Consider the following 26,203-nt stretch of genomic DNA (forward strand, 5'->3'; position numbering starts at 1 on the left):
AATTCAATAAGTTAATGCGATTTTACTGGCATGCGAAAGGCCGGATGAAGGGGTTATTTCATCCGGCAGCGTTCAGGTAAATCCGGTGTCAGGCGGCTGTGCGTACAGCCTGATACTAAACCGCCAGGTTGAGCGTCCGCTGCGCTGAATCAGAACGCCGGCGATAGCCAGCCCCCGGATGCGGCAATGCCAGCCGTGGCCCCTGTCCGAACAGCTTTTCACGCAGCGTTCCCGGCTGATAATCCTGCTTATAGACCCCCCGTTTTTGCAGCTCCGGCACCAGCAGCTCCACCACGTCGGTAAAGGTTTCATGCGTTACGGCGTAGGCGAGGTTAAAACCATCCACATCGGTTTCCTCCACCCAGCTCTGCAGCTCATCCGCCACGGTTTCAGCACTGCCCACCAGCAGTGGCCCGAATCCCCCGATCCCGACCCAGTCTGCCAGGCCCTGGACCGTCCACTGGCGGTTCGGATCGGCGGTGGAGAAGGTCTCTACCGCCGACTGAATCGCATTGGTGTGCAGATGCTTCAGCACCTGATCCGGCTGATACTGGCCGAAATCGATACCGGTCCAGCCGGAGATCAGCGCCAGCGCGCCTTCGTAACTGACATAGCGTTTGTACTCCTGCCATCTGGCCTGCGCTGCCAGGTCAGTTTCACCCACAATCACCGTCTGCAGATTGAAGATCAGTATGTCGCGTGGATCGCGTCCCGCCGCGGCGGCTCGCTGGCGAATATCCGCCACGGTTTTTTTCAGCAGCACTTTCGAGGGAGCCGCCACGAACACGCACTCGGCATGTTCCGCCGCAAACGCCTTGCCGCGGCTGGAGGCTCCCGCCTGGTAAAGTACCGGCGTGCGCTGCGGTGACGGTTCGCAGAGATGAATGCCCGGCACCTGAAAGAAGGTGCCCTGATGGTTAATCGGATGAATTTTATCCGGGTCGCTGAAAATATGGCGTTCGCGATCGCGCACGACCGCGTCATCTTCCCAGCTACCCTCAAGCAGTTTATAGATCACCTGAAGATATTCATCGGCATAGTCATAGCGCGCGTCATGATCGGTCTGCGTCTGCTGGCCGATATTGCGCGCGCCGCTCTCCAGATAGGAGGTCACAATGTTCCAGCCGATGCGGCCTTTGGTCAGGTGATCGAGCGTGGAAATGCGCCGTGCAAACGGGTAGGGGTGTTCAAACGAGAGCGAGGCGGTGAGGCCAAACCCCAGATGCTCCGTCACCAGCGCCATCGGCGTGATTAATGCCAGCGGATCGTTGACCGGCACCTGGGTGGCCTGGCGAATGGCCGCCTGGTTATTGCCGTTGAGCACATCATAGACGCCCAGCACGTCCGCAATAAACAGCCCGTCAAACTTACCGCGCTCCAGCAGGCGCGCCAGGTCGGTCCAGTACTCCAGATCTTTATACTGCCAGGAGCGGTCGCGGGGATGCGCCCACAGGCCGGGAGATTGATGACCGACACAGTTCATATCGAAAGCATTAAGGCGAATTTCACGTTGCGATGACATAGCGACTCCTGAGCGGATGCGGCAATCGCTTGCCGCCCGCGTATAGATTGAGGTTTTTTCAGGGCTGAATCAGTGCGTCAGGGAGCCGGGACATCGCTCACTGAGGGAGGAGGGCGTAATGCTCAGCAGCCTGTGCGCCACCGATTCCGCATGCTCTGCCACCTGTGGCAGTCCCATCAGCTCGCCAAAACGTCCGCGCGCGGCAGGCCCGGCCACAGAGAGATGCGGATTGGGTTCGCCCCTGGCATCCAGCGTCTGCGACAGTGCATTGACGCTGATGCCCAGCGACAGTGCGTCGGGCTGAATCATGCCGTCGCGGTGTAGCTGGCGCAGCAGGGCATTGCTGTTGAGCAGCGCGTTATGCGCCGGGCCGGTCGTCACAATCACCCGATCCACTACCCGGCTCTCCTGATGCGCGCCCCGCAGCCGCAGCGTCAGCCGGAGCGCGTCTCCCGCCGGTTCGGCGGCGATCAGACGCGCCGCCCGCAGCGAAAGCTGACCGCTGGCCTGCAGCTGAGTCAGCACCTGGCTGACCTGCGGGGCGATGCGGTAGCGGTGAACGTCCCACCAGGGACGAAGATGCTGCAGAAAGCGTTGCTGTTCATGCAGCGGCAGGCTCTGCCAGATACGCTGCCCGTTGCGGCGAATATCATCCAGCACGAGCTGCCAGGGGAGATTCAGCGCCGCGGCCTGTTTAACCTCCTGACGCACCCGATGTAACCAGCCTCGCGCGCTGGCGGGCTGCGGCAGGCGGTAATCCAGCGTGTACTCTTCTTCGCTGCCGCTCAGGTTGGCGCGCGGCACCAGCCCGCGACGCGAGAAAACGGTTATCCCGCCGCGATGCCGCTGGCGGTGCAGCGAGGCGACGACATCAGACATGGTCAGCCCTGAGCCGATGATCACCACCCGCTCGTCTGGCGCAATCCGGGCCAGCGCATCACCCTGCCAGGGATTAGCGATGACGGCGGGGTGCGCCTGCAGCGGTTTAAGCAGCGCAGGCAGTTCAGGCGGCGGATGACTGATCGCCAGCACCACCTGATCGGCCCGGATGCGCTGACCTGAAGCCGTAGTGACGATGCCTTCCTGCAGGGAAACCGCGCTGTCCCGTAAATGGCGAAGCGTCACGGGCGAGTGCTGCTGCTGATAAATAAACTGCGCGTTGACCCAGCGGCCAAACTCGCCGCGCTGCGGGTAAACATTGCCGTCATGCCACAGCGCGTCCGGATCGTCGCGGAAGTGCGGCGAGGCGCGGTAGTCACGGTCAAACGCGCCCGCTTCATCCCCGGCCAGCTGCATTCTTGCAGCCGGCACATTGATACGATGCGCCGGATCGGGCGTGCCATACGCCACGCCCTGCGCCAGCTGCGCCCGCGGTTCGATCACCGTCACGCTCAACCCCGCCTCGCCCAGCCGGGCGAGATGGATCGCCAGTGCGGTGCCGGTGAATCCACCGCCAATGATGACAATCTGCTGTTGTGACATAAACGAGCCTTTTCTTCTGTTAACTGGCGCTGGAGTGCTTTTCCGGGCGACGGTCGCCGCCAATGGTTTCGCCAAAGGGCCCGGTATTCACGCTGCGCTGTTTCTTTTCAGCATTTGCCGCCAGCGGTAACAGCGGCATCACCAGATCGGCAAAGCGGTGCGCCTCTTCAAGGTGCGGATAGCCGGAGAAGATAAAGTTCTCAATCCCCAGCGTCTGATATTCACGAATACGATCGGCAACCTGCTGCGGATTGCCCACCAGCGCGGTGCCTGCGCCGCCGCGCACCAGTCCCACGCCCGCCCAGAGATTAGGCCCGATGCGCAGACTCTCCCGTGACCCCTGATGCAGCGCACTCATCCGCGCCTGACCGGCTGAATCCATCCGGGCGAAAATCTTCTGCGCTGCGGCGATCGTCTCGTCATCCAGATGCGAGATCAGCCGATCGGCGGCGGCCCAGGCCTCCTCTTCCGTTTCCCGAACAATGACATGTAACCGGATGCCATAGGAGAGCGTGCGGCCCTGTTCCTGCGCCCGCTGACGCACCACCGCCAGCTTCTCTGCCACCTGTTCGACCGGTTCTCCCCAGGTCAGATAGGTATCGATCTGGCTGGCGGCAACGTCGATAGCCGCCTCTGAGGAACCGCCAAAATAGAGCGGCGGGCCGTTCTCCTGCACCGGAGGAAAGAGGATCTCCGCGCCTTCTACGCGAATATGCTCTCCTTCGAAGTCGACCTTATCGCCTTTCAGCAGGCGGGAGTAGACGTCGAGAAACTCCCTGGTCACCTGATAGCGCTCGGCGTGACTGAGGAAGATGCCATCACCCTTGTTCTCCACCGGGTCGCCGCCGGTGACCACGTTAATCAGCAGACGCCCGCCCGAGAGGCGATCCAGCGTCGCTGCCATCCGTGCCGCCAGGCTCGGCGGTTGCAGGCCGGGGCGTACGGCCACCAGATAGCGCAGTTTTTTGGTGATCGGGGCCAGCGCCGAGGCGACCAGCCATGAATCTTCGCAGCTCTTGCCGGTCGGGATCAACACACCGTAGTAGCCCAGATTGTCTGCCGCCAGCGCCACCTGCTGTAAATAGGGTAAATCGACCGCCCGGCCTCCTTCGGTTGTCCCCAGATAGCGCCCGTCACCGTGGGTGGGCAGAAACCAGAAGAGATTCAGGTTTTCCTGTGTCGCGTGGCTCATTAGCAGATTCCTTTATAACGATATTTGAATTTAATACATAGGGATAATTCCTTTGGTTATATAGCCATTAGCAGATAGCGTGCCAGATCGAGCAGCTATTTTTATCCCGTTAATTCAGTGAGATAGGCATCTACGATTTCGACTGGCGCTGCTGCATTTGCAACAGCCAGGGTGGCAGGCTGTCGCGTCGGCAACAATCCGGCACCTCCGGCCTCTCGTTTATGCGGCGGACGCGCGGTATGGTCATCACTCTTCTGGTAACCCGGTAAAACGAGATGCAGATTTCCAGCCCTGAGTTGATTGACCCCGCATCGCGCGCGTTTAAAAGCGTGCTGGATCAGCTCGCCCCCACCGATGCGACCGTACTGATTATTGGCGAAACCGGCACCGGTAAAGAGGTGATGGCGCGCTATCTGCATCATCACAGCGCGCGCAACCGGCAGCCGTTCCTGGCGGTTAACTGCGGTGCGCTGACCGAAAGTCTGGCGGAGTCAGAACTGTTTGGACATGAGAAAGGGGCGTTTACCGGCGCACAGGAGCGGCATCGCGGCTGGTTTGAAGCGGCAGAAGGCGGCACGCTGCTGCTCGATGAAGTCGGCGAACTGAGTCTGTCGCTACAGATAAAGCTGCTACGCGTGCTGCAGGAGCGTGAGATCACCCGTGTCGGATCGTCACGGGCAGTAAAGGTCAACGTGCGGGTGATTGCGGCGACGAACCGTGATCTGGCCGCAGCGATTCGTGAACGGCGATTCCGGGAAGACCTTTACTACCGGCTGAATGTAGCCAGTGTGACGCTGCCCCCGCTGCGCCAGCGCAGCGAGGATATTCCGGTGCTGGCCACGCACTTTCTGCAGCTCTATGCACGTCGCCTGGGCCGTCCTCAGCTCCGCCTCAGCGAGGAGGCGCTGGCGACGCTGATGGCCTACAGCTGGCCGGGCAACATCCGCGAACTGGAGAATACGCTGCATAACGCCGTGCTGCTCAGCAAAAGCTCCGTGGTGACGCCGCAGCAGCTGCGGCTGAGTCCGCTGGCAGAAGGCGATCTGCCGCCTGGCGAAGAGGCGCTGGATCAGTTCCTGCGCCAGCAGATGCAGCAGAGCGAAACGCCACTCTATCCCCGCGTGATTGCCGCGCTGGTGAAAAATGCGCTGGAACTGACCCAGGGCAATCAGCTTCAGGCTGCCGCTCTGCTCGGCATCAGCCGTCATACGCTGCGCACCCAGCTGGGACACCTCGGCGTGATTAAACCGCGCCGCACCGCCCTGCGTCAGCGCCAGACCGCTTCCTGCCAGGCTCCGGAGCATGAGCGGGAACTGCGCATCGGTTATCAGAAGTTCGGCAACCTCGGCATTCTGAAAGCGCGTCAGTCGCTGGAACAGCAGCTGGCGGATCGTGGCGTCAGCGTATTGTGGAGCGAGTTTCCGGCGGGTCCGCAGCTTCTGCATGCGCTGAGCAATAAGGAGATCGATTTCGGCACCACCGGCGAAGTGCCGCCGCTGTTTGCCCAGGCCAGCAACAGCCCGATGATTTATGTCGCCTGGGAGCCAGCGGCGCCGCAGAGTGTCGCGCTGCTGGTGCCGGACAGCAGCCCGATTCAGCAGATAGGCGATCTCAGAGGGAAGCGTATCGCCGTCAACCGCGGCTCCAACGTTCACTATCTGCTGCTGCAGATTCTGGATGAGGCGGGGTTAGCCCTGGATGATGTGCGTATCGTCTACGCGCCGCCCCGATATCCCTTAACGCCCAGCGATCTCAATGCGGTGGATGCCTGGATGATGTGGGATCCCCTGCTCAGCGATGCCGAGAACAGCGGGCAGTTCAGGGTGATTGCTGACGGCACCGGGCGGGTCAACAACCATCAGTTCTATCTCGCCGAACGCGGATTTGCCGCCCATTCGGGCGATCTGCTGCAGGTTCTGCTTGGCGCGCTGGAGCAGACGGGACGTTACATTGATGCGCACCGCGCGGAAGCCGCCGGGCTGCTCTCCACCGAACTCGGCATCTCCACTTCATCTCTGATGCATGCCCTGGCCCGGCGCAGTCATCAGACCCAGCGCATGAATTTAGCCATCATCCGCGAACAGCAGACCATCGCAGACCGCTTCTATGCGCTGGGGCTGTTTAATCGCGCTATCCGGGTTCGCGAGTCCATCTGGCATCCATAGCGTTTTTTCAGCTAAGCATCGAACTTTTCCTCGCTAAGCGCGGCACCCCGCGTTTGATATGTTGCGCTGACTACAACAGACTCAGGAATGAGAAATGAAAAAAGTATTACTCAGCGCACTCATTATTGCCGCTCAGGCGGGCTTAGCATTCAGCACCCAGGCAGCAGAGAAGCCCGAAACGATCAATATCGGTTTCCAGAAGGCCAATATCTTCGCGCTGCTGAAATATCGCGGCACGCTGGATCAGGAATTTAAAAAGCAGGGGATCGCGGTTCACTGGATTGAGTTTCCGGCCGGGCCGCAGATGCTCGAGGGACTGAACATCGGCAGCATCGACCTCGCGGCGACCGGCGACGCGCCGCCCACCTTCGCGCAGGCCGCTCAGGCCGATCTGGTCTATCTGGCACACTCGCCCGCCAACCCGAAAACCGAGGCGATTGTGGTTCCGGCCGACTCGCCGATCAAAAGCGTTGCGGATCTGAAGGGGAAGCGCGTCGCGCTGAACAAAGGCTCTGACGTGAACTATCTGCTGGTCACCGCGCTGGAGCAGGCCGGGCTGAGCTACAAAGACATTACGCCGGTTTATCTGCCTCCTGCCGATGCGCGTGCCGCTTTCCAGCGCGGCGCAGTGGACGCCTGGGTCATCTGGGATCCTTACTATGCAGAAGTGGAAACCAATGCTCATGCGCGGCTGATCAAAAATGCAGAAGGACTGGTGCCCCATTACACCTTCTACCTCGCCAGCCGTAAGTTTGCGGAAGGGTACCCGCAGATCGCCAGCAAGGTCGTGGATGAACTCGGCACGCTCAGCAGCTGGGCCAATCAGCATCAGGAAGAGGCAGCCAGAATCATGTCCACCTCAACCGGGCTGCCCCAGCCTGTCTGGCAGCGCGCGCTGGCGAGAATGCCGTTTGGCGCAGAGCGGATGACGCCAGAGGTCTTCACCCAGCAGCAGGCGCTGGCGGATACCTTTACCCGGATTGGTCTGCTGCCGGTGAAGGTCGATATCCGCAGCGCCACCTGGTCGCAGGATAAAAAGTAGGGGAGAGCCGGCGGAGGTTTGGGGCAATCTCCGCCACCGGCTTCAGAGCAAAAATTAACCTGCCGTAAGGCAAGCGGCAGCAGGACGCAAAGGCGTTGATAAGGTGAGAAACAGGAGGGCTTTAGCGAAGCGGTGCTTAAATTTCATAGGGTTACATAATATTAATATCCTCAGACTGCGCCATGCGCTGTTCTACACTTACACATTCAATCACGCCATTTGATTGAAAAAGCAGCATCACGAAGAGGGTGGCGACCGCAAACATTCACGCAGCCGCAGCCTTCATAACTGATCATGCACGTGAGGAGAACACCATGAAAGCAGTTGTCTATAACGGACCTTTTGACGTTTCAGTCAAAGAGGTGCCGGATCCCAGAATCGTTCGTCCTACCGATGTCATTGTCCGTATTACCACCACCAATATCTGCGGTTCCGACCTGCATATGTATGAAGGGCGCACCAGCTTCGAACAGGGTCGCATCTTTGGCCATGAAAACCTGGGCCAGGTCATCGAAATCGGCGGCGCGGTTGAGCGGGTCAAAGTCGGCGATTATGTCTGCCTGCCCTTTAACGTTGGCTGCGGATTCTGTGAAAATTGCGAGAAAGGGTTAACCGGTTACTGTCTCACGGCAAACCCGGGTACGGCCGGTGCCGCCTATGGCTTTGCTGAAATGGGCGAATGGGATGGCGGACAGGCGGAGCTACTGCGCGTTCCCTATGCTGACTTTAACTGCCTGGTGCTGCCGCCTGATGCGGTAGAAAAAGAGGAAGACTACGTTCTACTGTCCGACATCTTCCCCACCGGCTGGCACGCCACTGAACTGGCAGGCTTGCGCCCCGGAGAGAGTGTTGCCATTTACGGTGCCGGACCGGTCGGCCTGATGGCTGCGCACTCGGCCCTGATTAAGGGCGCCTCGCAGGTGTTTGTGGTGGATACCCATCCGGACAGACTGGCGCTGGCTGAACAGATGGGCGCAGTGGCCATCAACGGGGTGGGTGATGAGGCCGTCAATAAAATTCTCGAGTTAACTGATGGGCGCGGCACGGATTGCGGTTGCGAGTGCGTGGGGTATCAGTGCTGCAATAAACATGGCCACGAGGATAACTCTGCCACGCTGAACAGCCTGGTCGCCTCAACCAAGGCCACGGGCGGTATCGGTGCGGTAGGGGTTTTTGTTCCGCAGGACCCCGGCGGCGCGACCGATCTGGCCAAAGAGGGTAAAGTGCCTTTCGATTTTGGTAATTTCTGGTTCAAGGGCCAGTCGATCAAGACCGGCCAGTGTAATGTCAAAGCGTATAACCGCCAGCTCGCCAGGCTTATCCATCAGGGCAGAGCCAATCCGGCGCAGATCATTTCGCACCGACTCGCGCTGGCAGACGCAGCCGGAGGCTATAAGCATTTTGATGATCGTGATAATGGCTGGACAAAAGTCATTCTGAAACCCTGACAGGTCGTTCAGAAGAGATAAGACACATTCAGGCGGTGGGAAGAGGGAGAACGCAAACTGCCTGTCTGTGGCTGGGGATGATGAAATTCGACTTGCTGAATATATGATTTGCACCAAGAACAGACGCGAATTGAGGCTGGTTATGATAACGTTAAGGATAAAAATAATGGGATAACTTTAAGGCCTATGAAAATCAAAAATGTAAACAGCTTCCGAAAACGACTCTATATAATCGCTGCTTTGATTATGACTTCCTTAATCTCCAGTACAGGCGATGCAATTTTAGAAGGTTATCGTAATTTTATTTCCCAAAATATTAGTCCCGTTATGAACTTTTTAGGGTTGAAAATCGATGGCTTCTTACACCCCCTTCAAGAACATAATGATTATCACTTTTCTGTCACGTTTTATATTCCTCGTTCAGAAAGCAATACGAGAAATAGAGAGATGACAGGCGTGTCGATTCCAGGTGAAGAGTGCACAAAGCCAGGAGGAACGACATCCAGTGCACCCTCTAGCCTCATTGACGATGAATGGAAAAACAACGTTATTACAGAGGCTTATTGCTCAAGCGGTAGAGTGACTGTAGCACTCATCTCATTGACTGGAGGGGAAAAACAGATTATCTATGACGGTCTTTTCCAAGAGGGAAAAAAAATCTCTTTTTCGGGCGTTCCTGGATTATATAACGCAGGAGTCTTACAACTTATCTCTACAGACAGATCAGAACCTACTGGTGAATGGGTACCAATAAATGAATGTCAGAAAGACGGACGATGCTGATTATGTGAAGACAGTTTTTTCCTGAAAGGAATTTTGTACTGATCCTATATATCTCAAATTTTTTATATCGGCTTACGCTTGAAATGTTATCAATGATCAATCCATTTAATCTTTTGTCCGGAAGTTATCCGATCAGGGTTCATGAGTACATGAAGAGGAGGTATCAGCTCTAAGAGCAGAACACTTTATTTAACATAATTAGTATTGTGCGCATTTTAAACAACATCCAGTTTCACAGCCTGAATTACAACGACACGCAGCCCCCGTTCTTGAGCAATCCTTCCCGGTGTCCTACCTTCAATCAGCGCCCTTAACGCCTCTCATCAAGCCAACCGGAGTCAAGATGACTAACAATCTCAACCCCCATTCCTGCAGTGACACCCTCTTTTTCGATGTCAATGAGACCCTGCTGGACACCACCGAACTGAATCAGGTGGTCGCACAGCGACTCGGTGACCGGCCGGAACGTGCCGAAGCCTGGTTTACCTCGGTGCTGCACCACTCTCTGGTCGAATCCGTGACCGGCAGCTGGCATAGCTTTGGTGATATCGCCGAAGCGGTGCTGAAGATGACCGCTTCGCGTTACGGTGTAACCCTGCCTGAAGAAGCAACGCCACTGGCTGACATTATCGCCGCAATGCCGCCGCATCCTGATGTCGCCGCAGGGCTGACTGCCCTGCAGCAGCAGGGTTTTACGCTGGTTGCGCTGACCAACTCCTCTGCCGCGCTGGCTGAACAACAACTCAGTTCAGCCGGGCTGGCACCGCTATTCGCCCGCATTCTCAGCGTGGAGCAGGTTAAGGTTTATAAGCCCGATCTGAGAGTTTATCAGTGGGCAATGAAAGAGATGGGCAAGCCTGCCGCAGAGTGCATGATGGTGGCGGCGCATGGCTGGGATGTCGGTGGCGCAAAACGGGCAGGGATGAAGACCGCATTTATCACCCGCAAAGGCCAGTCACCTTATCCACTGGCGCCTGCACCGGATTTGATCGTCAGCGATACAGGTGCGCTGGCCGCACAGCTTAAACGGCTCTGCTTAACGCGATGACCGGCAGATCAAATCCGGGCATTCAGCCTGCCTGTGTCTCAAATGCCGATCTGACCGCTTCCACGATGCGTCCGGACAGCGTCGCGTCGTCCAGCATCGGGAACGTTTTTTTAAGCTTGCCTGAGATCTGCCAGCCATTTTCCTTCAGCGAACGAATAATCCGGCTTGCATCCTGATCGGGCATTTCCACAACCTCTTTCAGACGCTGCTGCGCACGCTGAAATATGACTAACACGCGCGCTTCATCTGCCATTTCTGTTCGAACGGTGTGCTCTATCACTCTGCACGTATAGAGCACATGCTCGGTTAGGTCGGGATAACGCCAGGCGAAGCGGGCATCCTCATAGTCGCTGAAAATGAAGTTACTTTGCGTGCCATCTTCATAGGTTTTGAGTTCACCAAACCGATAGCAGCCTGCATAACGCCGCATAAGCCGTTTAGAAAACACGTCCAGCGTGCGATCGTAACCGACGCGAAAGTCCATCGAGCTGGTGATGGTGGCCGAGACGGGCAGGATGACCCCATCCGGTATCGCTCCGTCACGAATCAGCGTGTCATTAATTAAAAAGCGATGGATACGACCATTGCCATCGCGCATGGGATGGATATAGACAAATCCAAACGCAATAACAGCGGCACGGGCCAGCGGCGCGGCTCCGTGCGTCGCCTGTTCGAAGGCTTTCAGCCCCTGCATGAAACGAGGAACATCATCATAGTGAGGGGCAATATAGTGGACGATATCTTCACGCATTGTCGACTGCCCGACAAATACCGGCGAGCGTCGCAGACCCAGTCCCAGTGCATCCTGCCCCAGAATGCCCTGCTGTATTGTGTGCAGGCTGACATCGCTGAGCGGATCGTCCAGCTGACCGCAATACTGCGCGATAACGTGGGCAAACCGCTGAATGCGATCGCCCTGGTCCGACTCTTTCTCGATCAGAAAACTGGCACGGGACTCTTTAAATGTCAGCCAGCTGGCGGTGCGCATCAGAATATCTGCGCCAAAGGCCTTATCCAGATCTGAAAAGGCCGCATTGAGATCGAACGCCAGCGCCTGTTCAACGGCAGCTGTTCTGCGCACCAGGGGGCAGAAATCGATCGATCCCGGCAGGTTATCGTTAATGCGCCAGCGTCTGCTGCGTTTCACGGTGGTTCGGGTCAGATACGCTTTCGATGAAATCGCATCAATATAGCCGCCATTAGTGACATCGGGCACCTGCAGCAGGTTACCGGTCAGCCACTCATAGAAAAACCCTGCCCGACGCGCATATTGTCCGAACGGCTCCTGACGACACCACGCCTCCAGAGGTTCCGGCCCGATTACCGTAAACAGGCGGGCAAAAAACTCCAGGTGGATCTCTTCATATTTGAGACCAAAGGCAAAATGCCCGGCAAAGTTATCCTCCGGCTGATAACCAGGAGGATAGTAATTTTCCACCTGCCCCTGACTGTCATGGTGAGAACGTACCGTTCCAATCGCTGATTTCACACGCAGTGGCTGCGCCAGTCTGATTGCATAACGTTCGCGCAATGCGCTAAAGCCGACCAGCATACTGAATCCTTTATTTTTCACGCAAAAACGCTAACAGAAAGGATTTTTATCACGAAAACGATAATTTCGCTACGCCGACCCGGCTAATCTTTGCCCGAAAACGTGAATAAAAAAGTGAGTTGATGCGAAAACAGTAATGCAGACCCTATTCAGGGCTTAACCACGATGCACAAAATCCCGATAACAATCATCACCACGCCCGCCAGACTATGCCAGCTGAACGCCTCATGAAATACCGGCAGAGAAACTGCAGCCAGCCAGACCAGCACGTAACTCAGGCTGAGCAGCGGATAGACCCGGTTCAGGGGGAAATGACGCAGCGCACTGATCCAGCAGAGCATGGAGAGGCCATAGGCGCCCAGCCCCGCCACCAGCAGCAGGGCGGGCAGAATGCCGATAGCAGGCAGTGACGTCAGGCTGCTGACATCGGGCAACTGCGGCATCGCCCAGCGCATCATCAGCTGCGCCGCCGAGACCAGCAGCACGCTGCAGGCAACCCATCCATATCCTTTCATATCTGACTCGCCATCAGCGCCACGCCAGTGACCACCAACAGCGTGCCGGTTATCTGGCGCGGCGTTAACCGTTCACGCCACAGGAGACGTCCGGCCAGCGCCACAAAAATAAAGTTAAGGCTCAGCATCGGGTAGGCCTGGCTGACCGGCACCCGCTGCAGCACCAATAGCCAGAGGAGCATCGCAACGCCCAGCAGTAGCACGCTCACGCCAATCCAGCTCAGGCGCGTCCGGCGGGATACCGCCCTCGTCGCCTGCTTCTGGCAAAGCTGTGCGCTGCAGCTGAGCAGACTGACCAGAATAATCAGCAGCAGCATTACTTCGTCTGGCTGTAGTAGAGGCAGACCAGCCTGCCCTGACGATAGACGGCGTCCGGCACCGGCACATCCTCATCGATATCGCTGTGAACCGAGTCCATCAGCAACAGCAGCGACACGCTCCCCTCGCGACGATGTGGGGCAAGCCAGCCGGCGAAATCTGCCCGAGAAACAAAACGGGACTGTGCATCCGGGTAGCCGAGCCCATATTCCAGTTCCCCCTTGCTGTCATAGAAACCGATATCGCTGCGCTGCAGGTGCCAGGCGGCCGCAGAGGCGATGCCAGGGTTATCAGCCAGGATAAAGCGGCTGGTGGCCAGTTGCTTACTGATAACCGCCACAAAACGCTGCGGCTGTTTGGCATCGCGGATCTTATCGGGGATGGCCGCACCGATAACCAGCGCAAGGCCCAGCGGGCAAAGTGCCGCCGCCAGCCAGCGACGCGAGGAAGAACGGCAGCTGTACGCCCCCACCAGCCCCCAGCAGAGGAATGCCACTGCCGCCAGCACCAGCTTCAGCATCTCATGCGTGGCGAACAGCGGATGATGCGTCAGACTCCAGGGGGCCAGCACCAGCAGTACGGCGGCCAGCGTCAGGATACCGAATATCAGGTTCAGCCAGCCATTCAGCGTCAGGGCGCGCCCTGCCCGCTGCGCAGCGTTCAGGCCATAATGGGCCATCAGCAGTGACAGCGGAACAAAACAGGGCAGGATATAGGTCGGAAGCTTGCCCTTAGCCAGACTGAAAAACAGCAGCGGCATCACCGTCCAGCTCAGCAGATAGAGCGCACCGGGATGCTGATGACGCTCACGCCAGCCCGTAAGCAGAGCCCCCGGCAACAGTGCCAGCCACGGCAGCGTGCCCAGCAACAGAATCGGCAGGTAATACCAGAATGGGGCTTTGTGCTGCGCATTCGCTTCTGCGAAGCGCTGGATATGCTCGACCCAGAAGAAGTAGTGCCAGAAATCGGGAGCCTGATGATAAATGGCCAGCACCCAGGGCGCGCTGATTGCCGCAGCAGAGAGCAGCGCCAGTGGGCCGAAGCAGAGCAGCTCCGGCACTCTCCTGCGCCAGATCGCCCAAGGCAGGATTGTCAGTACCGGCAGCGCCAGTGCCAGAAAGCCTTTGGTCATGAATCCCATGCCGCAGGCCAGCCCCAGCAGCAGATAGCCGCCCACGCGCCCGGCGCGCCCACTGGCCTCTGTCGCCAGCCAGAAGCTGCACATGGCGGCCGCCAGCCAGAGCATCAGCATCGGATCGAGCACCGCATAGGTGCCGACCCCATAGACCAGCAGCGAGCTGAGGAAAATGATCGCGCCGGTGATCGCGGTTCGCGAGGAAGCAAACATCCGCCTGCCGAGCCAGAAAATCAGGGCGGCGGTCAGGGCAGTGGAGAATATCGAGCCGGCCCGCACGCCAAAATTATTGTGGCCAAACAGCCACTGACCCAGCGAGTTAATCCAGTAACCCGCAATCGGTTTTTCAAAATAGCGCAGGCCGAAAAAGTGCGGCGTGATCCAGTTGCCGGTTGCCAGCATCTCCCGGCTGATCTCCGCATAGCGGGTTTCATCCGGCTGCCAGAGATCGCGGAACACTGGCGGGACAAGGTAATAGAGGATAAAAAAGCTGAAAAACAGCAGCCATATTGTCTGGTTACGTATCCGCACTAGTTCGCCTCTTCCATCCGTTTCTGGCAGCCCAGCCACCCTTCCCGTCCGGCAATTTCGCCTCTGACCACCCGGCCTAATGGCAGCGTCGTCAGATCGGCGGGCAGCAGTTCACTGAGCGGACAGAACTGAATGCCGTTATCGGCGGCCAGGGTCAGGAGGCGATCGAAGTCCGGGTAGCCGATGATCCCCTCTACTTCGGCGTGAACGGTGTAGACCGCCCCCTCTTTCGCAGCGAGCATTCGGGTCAGAATGAAGTCGTTGTACCCCTCTGCGCTGACCTCGCGCCCCACCACCTCATCCCAGGTCGGCAGCGTTACCGGGATCTGCACCGTCCCAATCTGCCCGTCTGGCAGCACCGGCCGGAACGGGCCGCTGCCGCGACAGTCGCTGTTGTAAGTGAATCCGAACGGCTGTTTAGCGGCGACCACCCGGCCATCCGCGCGCCATCCGGCCACGGCCGAGCAGCTGACCGGATGGCCGAGGATCTCACTCAGCAGGTCGGTGCCGCGCGCTATCTGCTCTGCCAGCTTTTCCTGTGGCCAGACGCCCGCCCAGGTCTGCCACGCAAAGTGGTCCCAGGCGTGCAGTCCCACCTCATGCTGACGGGTGGCGTCCTGAATAATGTGCCGCAGACGGCGCCCCATCTGCTTGCCTGGCCACGCCGTTCCGGCCAGCAGGATATCCCAGCCATAGAGCGACGCGGCCCGGGAACGCACCATTTTCAGGAGAAAGGCCGGTTTCACCAGCCGCCAGAGATGGCGGCCCATGTTGTCCGGCCCCACACTGAAGAAAAAGCTGGCCCGCACAGCATGACGCCGGAACAGCGTCAGCAGCGCCGGCACGCCCTGCTGCGTGCCGCGCCAGGTATCTACGTCAATCCGCAGACCGATCTTCTTCATCACTTATCAGCCTGTTGCTCAATGGTGCGCAGGAAGAAGTCGAGCGTGTTGTCGATGGTGACATCCATCGTCACGGTTGGGGTCCAGCCGAGTAAGCGGCGCGCATTGCGGATAGCAGGTTTGCGGTGCTCCACATCCTGATACCCTTTTCCGTAGTAGCTGCTGCTCTCCACTTCGCGGAAACCGGCAAATGGCGGGAACTGGCTGCGCAGCGGATGATGCTCAAAGCTGCACAGCAGCTGCTCGGCCAGCTCTTTGATACTGGCTTCGTTGTCCGGGTTACCGATATTGATGATCTGCCCATCACAATTCTGCTGTTTGTTCTCGATGATGCGGAACAGCGCCTCCACGCCATCCTTGATATCGGTAAAGCAGCGCTTCTGTTTGCCGCCGTCAATCAGCTTGATGGGCGAACCTTCCACCAGGTTGAGGATCAGCTGGGTAATGGCGCGGGAGCTGCCGATACGCGCGGCATTGAGGTTGTCCAGACGCGGTCCCATCCAGTTGAACGGCCGGAACAGGGTAAAGCGCAGTCCCTCTTTTTCGCCATAGGCCCAGATCACCCGATCCAGCAGCTGCTTGGAGACCGAATAGATCCAGCGCTGTTTGTTGATCGGCCCGACCACCAGGTTGGAACAATCTTCATCGAAGCTGTCATCGGTACACATGCCGTACACCTCAGAGGTGGACGGGAAAATGATGCGCTTCTGATACTTCACACAGTCGCGAATGATTTTCAGGTTTTCTTCAAAATCGAGCTCAAACACGCGCAGCGGATTGCGGGTGTACTCAATCGGCGTGGCGATCGCCACCAGCGGCAGGATGACGTCACATTTCTTGATGTGATACTCAATCCATTCGGAGTGGATAGCGATGTCCCCTTCGACGAAGTGGAAACGCGGATGGTCGAGGAAGCGGCTGATGGCATCGGAACTGATATCCAGGCCATACACCTCGAAATGCGCATCCTCCAGCAGCCGTTCGGTAAGATGGTTACCGATAAAGCCGTTAACGCCGAGGATCAGCACCCGGGTGCGGCGCTGGAGCGCCGACTGCGGCTGCGAATAGAGCAGCGCGCCAGGCACCATGCCCAGACTCTGCGCCAGCTGACTGCCGTTCATGTAGACGCCATGCTCGGACTGCCCGGTCTGGATTTCAAGCGCTCCCTCACCACAGGCAATCAGGAACGGCTGCTTAGAGATTACCGTGCCCGGTCTGGCCTGATGCGGCTCGTGATGAACCCGGCTCTTCCAGACGATGAAGCGGACCGACCCGGCGAAGGCAAAGGCGCCAGGCCAGGGATCGGTGACCGCTCTGACCAGATTGTGGATCGTCTGAGCAGGCTGGTTCCAGTCAATCCGTCCATCTTCGGCGGTGCGACGGCCGACACGGGTCGCCTGACTCTCATCCTGGGGCCACTCACTGACCTCACCCTGACGCAGGCGGGGTAAAACGTCGCCCAGAAGCTGCTCTGCGACACTGATGAGTTTACGGTGCAGGGTCAGCGCATTGTCCTGGTCGTCGATAGCCACCGCCTGCTGCGCCAGAATATGACCGGCATCGGCACGCTTTACCATGCGATGCAGGGTGACACCCGTTTCGCGTTCACCGTTCACCAGCGCCCAGTTTAGGGGTGCCCGCCCCCGGTATTTTGGCAGCAGCGAACCATGCAGGTTAAAGGCCCCTTTTTGCGCGCATTGCAGGATCTCATCGCTGAGCAGATGGCGATAATAGAAGGAGAAAATCATCTCTGGCGCCATGCTGCGGATACGATCCAGCCAGATCGGGTGATTCGCCTCGTCGGGCGCATAGACCGGGATGCCATGCTCTGCCGCCAGACGCGCAACCGAGCCGAAAAAAGGATTTTCGGTCGCCACGTCGTTGTGGGTGAAAATGGCGGTGATCTCATAGCCTGCCTTCAGCAGCGCATTGATGCCGACACAGCCCATATCGTGATAGGCGAAAACGAGGGTCTTCATGATTGAGTATCCTGTACTGATGGCTCTTCTGGAGCCTGAACAATGCGTTGAACGAAATAGCGCGGACGCGCCCGAACGTCGTTATAAATGCGCCCGATGTACTCCCCGAGCAGTCCCATGCCCACAAACTGGGCACCCGTAAACATGAACAGCACGGCAAACAGAACAAAGACGCCATCCCCCGCCCAGGCCGCACCAAAGAAGAGGCGCAGAACAATCAGCACCAGCGAGAAAGCGAAGCCAGCGAGTGCAATCAGGCTGCCGATAACGCTGAGCAGTCGCAGGGGGGTGGTGGTCAGGCAGGTCACCAGGTCGTACATCAGGTTGATCAGGCGCATAAAGCTGTATTTCGAGTCGCCAAATGCCCGCTCAGCGTGGATCACCGGCAGTTCGATGGTGTGACGGGCAAAGGTGTTCGCCAGAATCGGAATAAAGGTGCTGCGCTCGTGGCAGTTGAGCATCGCCTCAACGATGTGGCGACGATAGGCGCGCAGCATGCAGCCGTAATCCCCCATCGCTTTGCCAGTCACTCGCTGGATCAGCCGGTTGAGCGTGCGCGAGGCTTTACGCCGGAACCAGGTGTCCTGGCGCTGCTGCCGGACCGTGCCGACCACGTCATAGCCCTGACGCGCCGCCTCAACCAGCCGCGGGATCTCCTCCGGCGGGTTCTGCAGATCGGCATCGAGCGTGATAATCAGATCGCCACGCACCTGACTGAAACCGGCCATGATGGCGGAGTGCTGCCCGTAATTGCGGTTGAGCAGCACACCGATGACCCGGCTGCCTGCTGCGGAAGCTGCCTCCTCAATCAGCCCGGCGGAACGGTCACTGCTGCCGTCATCGACCAGCAGGATTTCATAGTCCATCTGCAGTGTGTCGCAGGCGGCAGCGGTGCGCTGAAGCAGCTCCGGCAGGCTCTCCTGCTCGTTGTAGACCGGGATAACCACGGAGAGTCTGTTGATCGGTTTATTCTCGCCCATATCAGACTCCGGCAATGTCATGCAGCGCCTGAATGACGCGCTCGACATCCTGGTCCGTCATTGAGGGAAACAGGGGAATCGAACACATCTGCTGGCTGTTGCGTTCACTGGCGGGCAGACGTAAATCGGGATAGCGCTCGCGATAATATCTGTGGGTGTGGGCGGCCCGGAAATGCAGGCCACTGCCGATATTGCGTGCCTTCAGCGCCTGCATAAACGCATCACGCGACAGGCCACACTGGCGTTCATCAATACGGATAATAAACAGATGCCACGCATGCTGATGAGGCCAGGCGGGCAGTGACAGCGGCGTGAACGGCAGTGCGCGCAGCGCGGCAAGATAGCGTTCGGCAATCTCGCGGCGGCGTGCAATAAAACCGGGCAGTTTCTGTAACTGCACCAGCGCAATGGCTGCGCTGATGTCGGGCAGATTGTATTTAAAGCCGGGCATCATCACTTCTGCCTGCGGCAGTCGGCCCTGCGTCTGGCGATCAAAAGCATCAACGGCCAGACCATGAAACTTCAGGCTGCGTATGCGATCGGCCAGCGCGGCGTCATCGGTTACCACCAGGCCACCTTCCGCACAGGTAATATTTTTAATGGCGTGAAACGAAAAAATTGCCGTGCCGCGGTGCCCGATCGGCTTTCCGTGATAGGTCGTGCCTGCCGCATGTGCCGCATCTTCAATGATGGCAATGTTATGCTGCTCAGCCAGCTGGTAGATCGGGTTAAGATCGACCGGTGCGCCAGCGTAATGGACCGGAATAATGGCGCGGGTCCGGGGCGTAATCGCCTGCGTAATCTGTTCCGGCGTCACCATCAGGGTATCAGGGTCCACATCGATCATGACCGGCGTGGCGCCCAGCAGCGTGATCAGATTCAGCGTGGAAACCCAGGTCATGGAGGGCGTAATCACCTCATCACCCGGCCCAATTCCCATTGCCATCAGCGTGACGTGCATTCCGGCGGTGGCAGAGCTGACGGCAATCGCGTGCAGGTTGCCGGTCAGCCGGACAAAGGCCTGCTCCAGTCCGGCGCACTGAGCGCCGGTTGTGATCCAGCCCGAGTCAAAGACCGCTTTCACGGCTGACAGCTCTTCATCACCCAATGAGGGACGGGAAAAAGGCAAAAAATCCATGCTAAAACTCCTGCAGATCAAACCCATAAGCGATCGCGCGAAATTAATCAGGCACAACGCCGGAAACAGAACTTAAATAGCGATTTATCATCCGCCGGCAGGGATGTTATTTACCCCAGGCGTCCATTTCTGGAATAGGGGTTGCCGGACGGGTAATACAAACTAGCGCACGAAAGTTAACTGAACATTAAATGAAGGGAATGAATAACAATAATTTAATGCAGGGTTCATTTGGTCATTTCTGAAAAAGTTCACTGATATGCATTAATATCGCCTCCGGGCAGACTTCTTTTTGATTGATTGATGATTTGTTTATAAAACAACGGAATCTGCCGCTGAATGATCGGCTTTACATTATGTCCGGTCAGGGGGCCTCTCAGATAAAAATAGCTTACTGAAGAACGCAGATGATTAATCACCGCCCTCTTACAATCCCGGTAAACGTCAGATTCCATATTCCCGCCTTAATGTATTCTTAATATTTCCCGTTATTTTTGCGCTGAGACGACGGCCACCGTTAACGTTTCGTGAATCTCAGATGACAGCACGTTAATATTTGTCACATACGTCACGACAGAAAGGTAAAACAGTGTTACAAAGTCAATAAAATCGCGGTTTCAGGCGTCAGCGTTTGAGCCCGCTCAGAATGAGAAAATAGTGATGAACCGTGTCGCCTGCTTATACGCTCTGCTCGCCTTGTTCAGCCCGGCGCTTTACGCCGCCCCCGTCACCTATACCATCGCGCCTGAGAAAACGTCGATCGGCCTTTCATGGCGTGCCTTTGGTCATGACTTTTCTCAGGCCACACTGCAGGGCGTGACCGGCACGGTGACGCTTAATCGCGATGAAGAGCGTGATGACCATATTGACGTCACCATTCCGGTCGCGACGCTGGTGGCCTCAAACAGGCTGTTAACCTGGCAACTGAAAAGCGATCTGTTTTTCGATGCAGAGCATTATCCGCAGATTCACTTCGTCAGCAGCCGCGTTGCCTCAATGGGGGGCGCTGATTACCGGATTTTCGGGTTGTTAACGGTCAAAGATGTCAGCCGGCCAGTGGTGATGCTGGCCACGCTCGACAGCGGACAGGCCTTTGACCCCGCCTCAGATTCGCTGGCCCTGCATGCCTCGACCGCGATTTCCCGCACGGCATTCCGGGTGGATCGGCTGGTCGGCGTGGTGGATGATCGCGTCAACATTGCACTGACGATTGCGGCGGAAGTGAAGCGGCCGCTGTCCTCACCGTTAATATCGTCCCGATAAGGGTTGTCCCTTAACCTGACTCGCAAGATAAACGCTCAGGTCAGGCTAAAAAACTATAGTCAACCTGAATACTAAAATAAAAAACTATATATGCGGTTTTCGCAGCTTTAATCTTTTATGACTTCGGGGTGGCGTTAATATTGCTTCTGGTGCGGCTTAACGTTTATGAACTGCGTGTTCAGAGAGAACCGGACAGCCTGCATCAGTCAATTAACAGGCAGGCAGAAAGATCGCAACGGGGCGGGCCCGACGGATATTACGGCACGCCAGGGCAGATCTGCGTACTGACGACATTATGAGAATCTGGTTTGGAACACGCTTTATCCCCGATGCGCACGACAACAGAAAGAGTGCTGCATGCCATCGTCTTTGAGGTGGTCGCCAATTGTCTGGTGTTCATCATTCTGATGATCTGCGCCTCCGCGGCGCCTGCGCAGTCGGCACTGTTGACGGTAGCTTCATCAGCACTGGCGATGGGATGGAACTATCTATTTAACCTGTTGTTTGACCAGTTCCTGTTGCGAAAAGGCATGAAAAAAAGCTGGCGGATAAGATGCCTTCACGCCCTGTTATTTGAAGCGGGGTTGTTAGTGGTATTAATCCCCTTTGCCGCATGGTGGCTGGATATCTCGCTGCTTTCAGCGTTGAAGCTTGAATGCGGTCTGGTGCTGTTCTTTCTGGTTTATACCTGTCTGTTCAATCTGCTATGGGATTATGGAAGAGAATTGCAAAAACATTATGAATAAAGTCTATTATCTGGAAAAGTTAAGAAACTGCCCCTCCAGGGATATCCTGGATATCGTGACAAGCTATATGCGTAAAAAACTGCCTTATGACGATCTCTCTTCCTTTGAAGGTGCCTACGATCATCGCAAAGCCGAGCTGATAATGAATGAGACCTTCACTGAAGTACCTGCAGATGTCTGGCGACTGGTCTGCTGATCCGGTCAGATAATCTGCAGACCGGGCATCGCGTCATCCGGTCATGACGTGATGCCCGGCGAGCAGGAAACCGTGCGCGATCAGAAATGGTATGACAACCCGATCAGCCCGCTGTAATCCGTATTAAAGACGCCCCCAAAACTGCTATCGACTTTTGCATTCACAGAAAGGTCAGGGAGAATTTCGCCCTCCAGCCCGATACTGCTGCGGTAACGGTCATCAGACCAGGCGCTGTAGCGCCGGTCAGACTGGCGATCGGAGAGCGTGGTCGTGGAGCCCTTTTTTCCCGGTGAAGCTTGATAAGAGAGGCTGGCACTGAGATTAACCTTTGGCAGTAAAGTCCCCAGGCCGCGTTTCTGCACCATCACCCCACTGGTGGTGAAGCAGGGCGTGGCTGAACTTAATGAGACTGTCGCATCTTCCCCCTTAAGGCTATAGCCAGACAGGATACCGGCGCTGACGCCGACAAAAGGCGCAACAGAGATCGTGTCGTCGGCCAGACGAAACTGATAGCCGGTGCGCAGACTCCCCGCCACTATGTGACTCTTCTTTTTCACCCCCGGGATGCGTAATGCAGGATCGAGGCTTATTTCCTGAGTCAGAAACATATAGCGGCTGGCGGCATCCGCGAACCATCCGCCATCACGCTGCCAGGCATAATAGGCACCTAATGTGGCCAGACGGTGTTTCTCCTGTCCCCCTCCTTTCACCTCACCCAGGGTGTAGCTGGCACTGACGCCTGCCGTGTGCGCACCGCCGCGCCTGTCCCAGCCGACATTCAGCGTCTGCTGATGACTCTTCAGGCCCAGGAAATGCCCTTGTGATTGCTCAATAGTGGCCCAGGTTCCGCTGCGATCCGGAGAGGCGCGCAGACTCTCTGTCCGGCTGTGCAGCTGGCTGACAGCCTCACTGACAATATATTGCCGCGCGGCCATCAAAGCGCGGGTTTGCTGAATCAGTGGCTGGTTGTCATAAACCGTGAACCACTCATCCGTATTGAACGCGGTTTTTTGGGTGTCCTTTTCGGCTTCTGCTGTAGCCTGCGCCTCTGCTTGCGCTTCAGGCTTTGCTTTCTCTTTTTCAGCAGCGGCTGGCTGCTCTGCTGGAACCTCGGGGTCAGAGGTCACATCCGTTACCGGGGTGGGCTCTGGCGTTACGTCTGCAACAGGGATGACGTCTGATACAGGTGCGGGTTCCGGAACCGGGGTAACATCCGGCAGAGGCATCGGCTCTGGTGCCGGCGTGACATCTGTCACCGGCGCGGGCTCTGGCGCGATATCCGGTACAGGGGGCGGCTCCGGCGTGGCATCGGGTTCTGGTTCTGGTTCTGGTTCTGGTTCTGCCGTTTTACGGCTTTCAAGCACCCATAGCACGCGATTGTTATTGTCTTTCACCTCATAATTCGGCGTGTAAACACTGAATCCGCTGTAACTGTCAGCAAAGGAGAAGTATCTGTGTGACGTGCCAGCAGGGGCATCCACCATCACCAGATCCTGAGATAAGGTGGCCTGCCCTTCGTTGCCCAGTAACAGGCTCACGTCCAGCAGATTATCGCCTCCGCTGACAGCGTTTTTAACCATCAGCCGATCGTTTTCACTTGTAGAGGGTTTAGCGCCCAGCAGCAGCTTCAGCCCGGTTGCGTCCAGGGTATCAACGCTCAGCGTTTTGGGACGCCAGCTACCCGCTGGCACCATCGAAAGCGAAGCGCCACGCTGTGCCCGGAGCGATGTGACGTTACTGTGGCTGGTCATACTCCAGTTTGCGTCTGACGCCAGGGTCATCTGGCTGCTGCCGGATGATGTCACCGCACCCTGATAATCTACTTTACCCAGATAGAGCGACGCATGGTCTGCCAGCCGGACATCACCTTCAACCTCACTGGCAGGCAGCCGCGCCAGCGTCTCTGCACTGCGTACAGGCTGACTGCAGCGAGTCTCATCGGCGTAAATGGGAGCATAACAACGCCAGCTCTTCTCCCCTGTCAGCGGGCTGTCATTGTAGCCAAATGAGAGCGTGGCTGACTCAGCAGCAACAAAATTCGCTTTGACGCCAGCGTACTCTCCCGCCTGGAAAAAAGCCCCCGCACCCACCTTAATCTGCCTGGCGCTGAAAAGTGAGGTGCGCCAGTCGTCATCAATCACCACTCCTCCAGCATGCGCCACGGGCTGTCCCGACAGAATCAGCGTGCCATTATCCACATTCAGATCGCCATTCAGATTCATTCCACCGGTCAGGGCAGTAATGGCCGTCGCGTTGCGCGGCTGGATGTTAACGTTCATCGCGCCATTCAGGATATTTTCCCGTGTCTCACCAAGAAAACCGCGAAAAGCCTGAACGTTAAGTTGCGTCAGACGGTGATTGATAGCTTCATTTGCGTCGGTACCAAGATAAGTCCAGGTTTTCGTCGACGATTTATCGGTAGGGAAGTACCAGTATGAGGCAGTATTTAACTGAAAATATTCGGTCTCCTTCGTATAGGGATTGTTATAAACATAAATGTTACCTGGCGTTCCTTCAGGAGTCCTGCTGCTGAAGGTGTAGAAAGGGACGTCGGCGGCGGTACTGCCCGTAATGTTGAGCGTCGCCGTGGTATCACTGTGGTTGACCAGTTTAGCCCCACCATCCGTATGATTAATTTTTTTGAAGGTCAACGCATTGCCATTTAAATCTAAACGACCACCGCGATAGCCAAAGAAAATCTGGTCAGTCGCGACCTGATGCTCATCGTTTAACACGACAGTTGGCCGGCCACTGACTAACGTCACGGCGGAAAAGGCCTGTTGGTTACCTGAAGTATCAGCCTGCTGATCCAATATAACGCTGCCGTCGCCCACATTCAGTGAGCCCGCATTCACGCCTTCAGCCTTCACGTGGAGCGTGCCCGCGCCAATTTTATGCAGCGCATCGCTGGCTAACCCGTTAACCTGCCAGACAACTTTTTTGCCGGCGTCTATCTCAACCCCACCCCCTGCCCAGGTTGCGTTCACGCCGCTGGCTGAAGTCAGGGTGTAATCACTGGAAAACTGGAGTTTTCCCGCGCCCATGTTAATCGGTGTGCTTAATGTGATCAGCCCACCCTCTCCGTTAAAACGAAGATCTTTCGTGGCATCCAGTTCAGATGTGGAGGCTTTAGCAGGGGCGACGGACGCATAGGCTGAGGTCAGCCCCGACCAGGACCATGAAACGCCATCCTGTTTTATTGCATCGTCGTTCCATAAAACCGTGCCATTTCCGGCGCGATCAACAACGTCCGGCGAGGTATTGGCTGCCTCTACTGAAGCGACAAAATCACCGGGGATGTAACCTGCGACGGCGCGCTTGCGGTAGAGACCGCTGTCAGCGTCATAGCCGACGTGCACCGCAACCAGTTTCCATTGCTGCCCGATGTCGTCCCAGGCAAAAACCGGACTGCCGCTGTCTCCGGCATTAGCTCCGATTGACAGGGGTGTGGTATCTGCATCGTCAGGCCCAAGATTGTAGTAGCGCAGATAGCTATTATTGGAAATGTCGCGCACGTTCGCCGCACTGATGGTGCCCCCTGATTTCCAGTTATAGGCTCCTGTCAGGCGTACCCGCGTCGTCTGCTCATCATTAATTTGCTCCTGTGTTCCTGTTCCTGCCCGCGTATACCAGGCATAACGTGATTTATAGTCAGACAGAAAGTCCGCTTTGGAGACATAAGAATAGGGGGCGGCTTCAGTGACGACCTTATCAAGGCGTGGCGCATGGAAATCCTGCGTGCTGAGATCATTGCGATTGATAAGACGGTAAGCGGTGGCGTATCCGGCCCCGTTGCCAAACTCCACCGTTTTATAACCGGTATTGTGCTTAACACTCAGCACATAGGAAGGCGAGACGAGCGTCGCATAACCTGACGAAGAGACTCCGCCAAAATCGGGAACAGGAAAACGAAGATAGTCAGAAAGTGATCCCTCTTTTTTATAAACCGGAACATTCGTTGCACCGGCATTATAGTTACCCAGGTTTTCGGCAAAATCCCGATAGGTCTGCACGTCGATATCATTAAGCATAATACCAGCATACGAAGCAGTGCAGTTAAAAAAGGTGCAGCATAGCGCCGCGCGCCCGAAATATATCAATAGAATATCCTCATGCGGCCATTATTATTTGCGAGAAGGTTTTAATCTAACAAATAGTATCACCTGGCAAATCCTTCCCTGAATCCACAACAGGCACTGATATTGACCAGCATCAAAAAAAACAGGCCATACACCAGCAGGACATCGATAAGCTATTGAACAGAAT

21 protein-coding genes are annotated in these 26,203 nt (G+C 56.8%); 8 read left to right on the top strand and 13 right to left on the bottom strand.

The window, feature by feature from the left end; genetic code table 11:
- Positions 1-115 precede the first annotated feature (115 nt).
- From FJW00_RS09590 to ssuD, 3 genes are all read right to left on the bottom strand, one after another.
- Entirely contained in the window at positions 116-1,522 is a 1,407-nt protein-coding gene (locus FJW00_RS09590; RefSeq protein WP_058958143.1) for an LLM class flavin-dependent oxidoreductase, read from the bottom strand.
- 69 nt (positions 1,523-1,591) lie between these two features.
- Complete coding sequence (locus FJW00_RS09595) at positions 1,592-3,004, bottom strand: FAD/NAD(P)-binding protein (protein WP_140923843.1); 1,413 nt, start codon at positions 3,002-3,004, stop codon at positions 1,592-1,594.
- Positions 3,005-3,023: 19 nt separating this feature from the next.
- The gene (gene ssuD / locus FJW00_RS09600) at positions 3,024-4,196 is read right to left on the bottom strand and encodes an FMNH2-dependent alkanesulfonate monooxygenase (protein WP_140923845.1); all 1,173 of its coding nucleotides are present in this window, start codon (positions 4,194-4,196) and stop codon (positions 3,024-3,026) included.
- Between the two features lie 275 nt (positions 4,197-4,471).
- On the opposite strand from ssuD, the gene FJW00_RS09605 reads away from it, so the two are divergent.
- The 5 genes from FJW00_RS09605 to FJW00_RS09625 all read left to right on the top strand — a co-directional run bounded on the left by FJW00_RS09605 (position 4,472) and on the right by FJW00_RS09625 (position 10,682).
- Positions 4,472-6,361 (top strand): sigma-54-dependent Fis family transcriptional regulator, encoded by a 1,890-nt coding sequence (locus FJW00_RS09605; RefSeq protein ID WP_140923848.1) that lies wholly within the window; start codon positions 4,472-4,474, stop codon positions 6,359-6,361.
- Positions 6,362-6,455: 94 nt separating this feature from the next.
- Complete coding sequence (locus FJW00_RS09610; protein ID WP_140923850.1) at positions 6,456-7,403, top strand: sulfonate ABC transporter substrate-binding protein; 948 nt, start codon at positions 6,456-6,458, stop codon at positions 7,401-7,403.
- 314 nt (positions 7,404-7,717) lie between these two features.
- Positions 7,718-8,851: a glutathione-independent formaldehyde dehydrogenase gene (locus FJW00_RS09615; protein WP_140923852.1), complete on the top strand. Its 1,134-nt coding sequence runs from the start codon at positions 7,718-7,720 to the stop codon at positions 8,849-8,851.
- Between the two features lie 108 nt (positions 8,852-8,959).
- A complete protein-coding gene (locus tag FJW00_RS09620) occupies positions 8,960-9,634 on the top strand; it encodes a hypothetical protein (protein ID WP_140923854.1) in 675 nt (224 codons plus the stop codon).
- A 343-nt stretch (positions 9,635-9,977) separates the two neighbouring features.
- Positions 9,978-10,682 carry a haloacid dehalogenase type II gene (locus FJW00_RS09625; RefSeq protein WP_140923857.1) on the top strand — a complete coding sequence of 235 codons (705 nt, stop codon included), beginning with the start codon at positions 9,978-9,980 and terminating at the stop codon, positions 10,680-10,682.
- 22 nt (positions 10,683-10,704) lie between these two features.
- Here the strand turns inward: FJW00_RS09625 and FJW00_RS09630 are convergent, their stop codons facing one another.
- The 9 genes from FJW00_RS09630 to FJW00_RS09670 all read right to left on the bottom strand — a co-directional run bounded on the left by FJW00_RS09630 (position 10,705) and on the right by FJW00_RS09670 (position 20,187).
- A complete protein-coding gene (locus FJW00_RS09630) occupies positions 10,705-12,234 on the bottom strand; it encodes a Fic family protein (RefSeq protein ID WP_140923859.1) in 1,530 nt (509 codons plus the stop codon).
- A 149-nt stretch (positions 12,235-12,383) separates the two neighbouring features.
- Positions 12,384-12,749, bottom strand: coding sequence for a 4-amino-4-deoxy-L-arabinose-phosphoundecaprenol flippase subunit ArnF (arnF, locus tag FJW00_RS09635; RefSeq protein WP_140923862.1), 366 nt, complete (start codon positions 12,747-12,749; stop codon positions 12,384-12,386).
- A complete protein-coding gene (arnE, locus tag FJW00_RS09640) occupies positions 12,746-13,066 on the bottom strand; it encodes a 4-amino-4-deoxy-L-arabinose-phosphoundecaprenol flippase subunit ArnE (protein WP_009093166.1) in 321 nt (106 codons plus the stop codon). Before arnE ends, arnF begins: the two co-directional genes overlap by 4 nt.
- On the bottom strand, positions 13,066-14,733 hold the full coding sequence (arnT, locus tag FJW00_RS09645) for a lipid IV(A) 4-amino-4-deoxy-L-arabinosyltransferase (protein ID WP_140923864.1): 1,668 nt from the start codon (positions 14,731-14,733) through the stop codon (positions 13,066-13,068). Before arnT ends, arnE begins: the two co-directional genes overlap by 1 nt.
- Complete coding sequence (arnD, locus tag FJW00_RS09650) at positions 14,733-15,635, bottom strand: 4-deoxy-4-formamido-L-arabinose-phosphoundecaprenol deformylase (RefSeq protein ID WP_140923866.1); 903 nt, start codon at positions 15,633-15,635, stop codon at positions 14,733-14,735. Before arnD ends, arnT begins: the two co-directional genes overlap by 1 nt.
- Positions 15,635-17,614: a bifunctional UDP-4-amino-4-deoxy-L-arabinose formyltransferase/UDP-glucuronic acid oxidase ArnA gene (gene arnA, locus FJW00_RS09655; RefSeq protein ID WP_140923868.1), complete on the bottom strand. Its 1,980-nt coding sequence runs from the start codon at positions 17,612-17,614 to the stop codon at positions 15,635-15,637. The genes arnD and arnA overlap by 1 nt, the downstream gene beginning before the upstream one ends.
- Positions 17,611-18,594: an undecaprenyl-phosphate 4-deoxy-4-formamido-L-arabinose transferase gene (arnC, locus tag FJW00_RS09660; RefSeq protein WP_140923870.1), complete on the bottom strand. Its 984-nt coding sequence runs from the start codon at positions 18,592-18,594 to the stop codon at positions 17,611-17,613. The genes arnA and arnC overlap by 4 nt, the downstream gene beginning before the upstream one ends.
- A 1-nt stretch (position 18,595) precedes the next feature.
- Complete coding sequence (gene arnB, locus FJW00_RS09665; protein ID WP_140923872.1) at positions 18,596-19,732, bottom strand: UDP-4-amino-4-deoxy-L-arabinose aminotransferase; 1,137 nt, start codon at positions 19,730-19,732, stop codon at positions 18,596-18,598.
- A gap of 251 nt (positions 19,733-19,983) precedes the next feature.
- Entirely contained in the window at positions 19,984-20,187 is a 204-nt protein-coding gene (locus FJW00_RS09670) for a hypothetical protein (protein WP_140923874.1), read from the bottom strand.
- Positions 20,188-20,392: 205 nt separating this feature from the next.
- Here FJW00_RS09670 and FJW00_RS09675 point away from each other — a divergent pair, with 205 nt between their 5' ends.
- From FJW00_RS09675 to FJW00_RS09685, 3 genes are all read left to right on the top strand, one after another.
- A complete protein-coding gene (locus FJW00_RS09675) occupies positions 20,393-20,995 on the top strand; it encodes a YceI family protein (protein WP_058957521.1) in 603 nt (200 codons plus the stop codon).
- Between the two features lie 308 nt (positions 20,996-21,303).
- The gene (locus FJW00_RS09680; protein ID WP_058957522.1) at positions 21,304-21,741 is read left to right on the top strand and encodes a PACE efflux transporter; all 438 of its coding nucleotides are present in this window, start codon (positions 21,304-21,306) and stop codon (positions 21,739-21,741) included.
- Positions 21,734-21,937, top strand: coding sequence for an Hha/YmoA family nucleoid-associated regulatory protein (locus tag FJW00_RS09685; protein ID WP_009093180.1), 204 nt, complete (start codon positions 21,734-21,736; stop codon positions 21,935-21,937). The genes FJW00_RS09680 and FJW00_RS09685 overlap by 8 nt, the downstream gene beginning before the upstream one ends.
- 80 nt (positions 21,938-22,017) lie before the next feature.
- Here the strand turns inward: FJW00_RS09685 and FJW00_RS09690 are convergent, their stop codons facing one another.
- Entirely contained in the window at positions 22,018-25,968 is a 3,951-nt protein-coding gene (locus tag FJW00_RS09690; protein ID WP_140923876.1) for a S6 family peptidase, read from the bottom strand.
- Positions 25,969-26,203: the final 235 nt, after the last annotated feature.

It is taken from the genome of Pantoea anthophila (genome assembly GCF_006494375.1).
Taxonomy (GTDB): domain Bacteria; phylum Pseudomonadota; class Gammaproteobacteria; order Enterobacterales; family Enterobacteriaceae; genus Pantoea; species Pantoea anthophila.

Coding starts and splice junctions, on each gene's coding strand:
- arnF (WP_140923862.1), bottom strand. CDS start 12,749: ATGAAAGGATATGGATGGGTTGCCTGCAGCGTGCTGCTGGTCTCGGCG.
- FJW00_RS09690 (WP_140923876.1), bottom strand. CDS start 25,968: ATGCTTAATGATATCGACGTGCAGACCTATCGGGATTTTGCCGAAAAC.
- arnB (WP_140923872.1), bottom strand. CDS start 19,732: ATGGATTTTTTGCCTTTTTCCCGTCCCTCATTGGGTGATGAAGAGCTG.
- FJW00_RS09685 (WP_009093180.1), top strand. CDS start 21,734: ATGAATAAAGTCTATTATCTGGAAAAGTTAAGAAACTGCCCCTCCAGG.
- FJW00_RS09605 (WP_140923848.1), top strand. CDS start 4,472: ATGCAGATTTCCAGCCCTGAGTTGATTGACCCCGCATCGCGCGCGTTT.
- FJW00_RS09595 (WP_140923843.1), bottom strand. CDS start 3,004: ATGTCACAACAGCAGATTGTCATCATTGGCGGTGGATTCACCGGCACC.
- FJW00_RS09675 (WP_058957521.1), top strand. CDS start 20,393: ATGAACCGTGTCGCCTGCTTATACGCTCTGCTCGCCTTGTTCAGCCCG.
- FJW00_RS09625 (WP_140923857.1), top strand. CDS start 9,978: ATGACTAACAATCTCAACCCCCATTCCTGCAGTGACACCCTCTTTTTC.
- FJW00_RS09630 (WP_140923859.1), bottom strand. CDS start 12,234: ATGCTGGTCGGCTTTAGCGCATTGCGCGAACGTTATGCAATCAGACTG.
- arnA (WP_140923868.1), bottom strand. CDS start 17,614: ATGAAGACCCTCGTTTTCGCCTATCACGATATGGGCTGTGTCGGCATC.
- FJW00_RS09615 (WP_140923852.1), top strand. CDS start 7,718: ATGAAAGCAGTTGTCTATAACGGACCTTTTGACGTTTCAGTCAAAGAG.
- FJW00_RS09590 (WP_058958143.1), bottom strand. CDS start 1,522: ATGTCATCGCAACGTGAAATTCGCCTTAATGCTTTCGATATGAACTGT.
- FJW00_RS09610 (WP_140923850.1), top strand. CDS start 6,456: ATGAAAAAAGTATTACTCAGCGCACTCATTATTGCCGCTCAGGCGGGC.
- arnC (WP_140923870.1), bottom strand. CDS start 18,594: ATGGGCGAGAATAAACCGATCAACAGACTCTCCGTGGTTATCCCGGTC.
- arnE (WP_009093166.1), bottom strand. CDS start 13,066: ATGCTGCTGCTGATTATTCTGGTCAGTCTGCTCAGCTGCAGCGCACAG.
- arnD (WP_140923866.1), bottom strand. CDS start 15,635: ATGAAGAAGATCGGTCTGCGGATTGACGTAGATACCTGGCGCGGCACG.
- FJW00_RS09670 (WP_140923874.1), bottom strand. CDS start 20,187: ATGGAATCTGACGTTTACCGGGATTGTAAGAGGGCGGTGATTAATCAT.
- ssuD (WP_140923845.1), bottom strand. CDS start 4,196: ATGAGCCACGCGACACAGGAAAACCTGAATCTCTTCTGGTTTCTGCCC.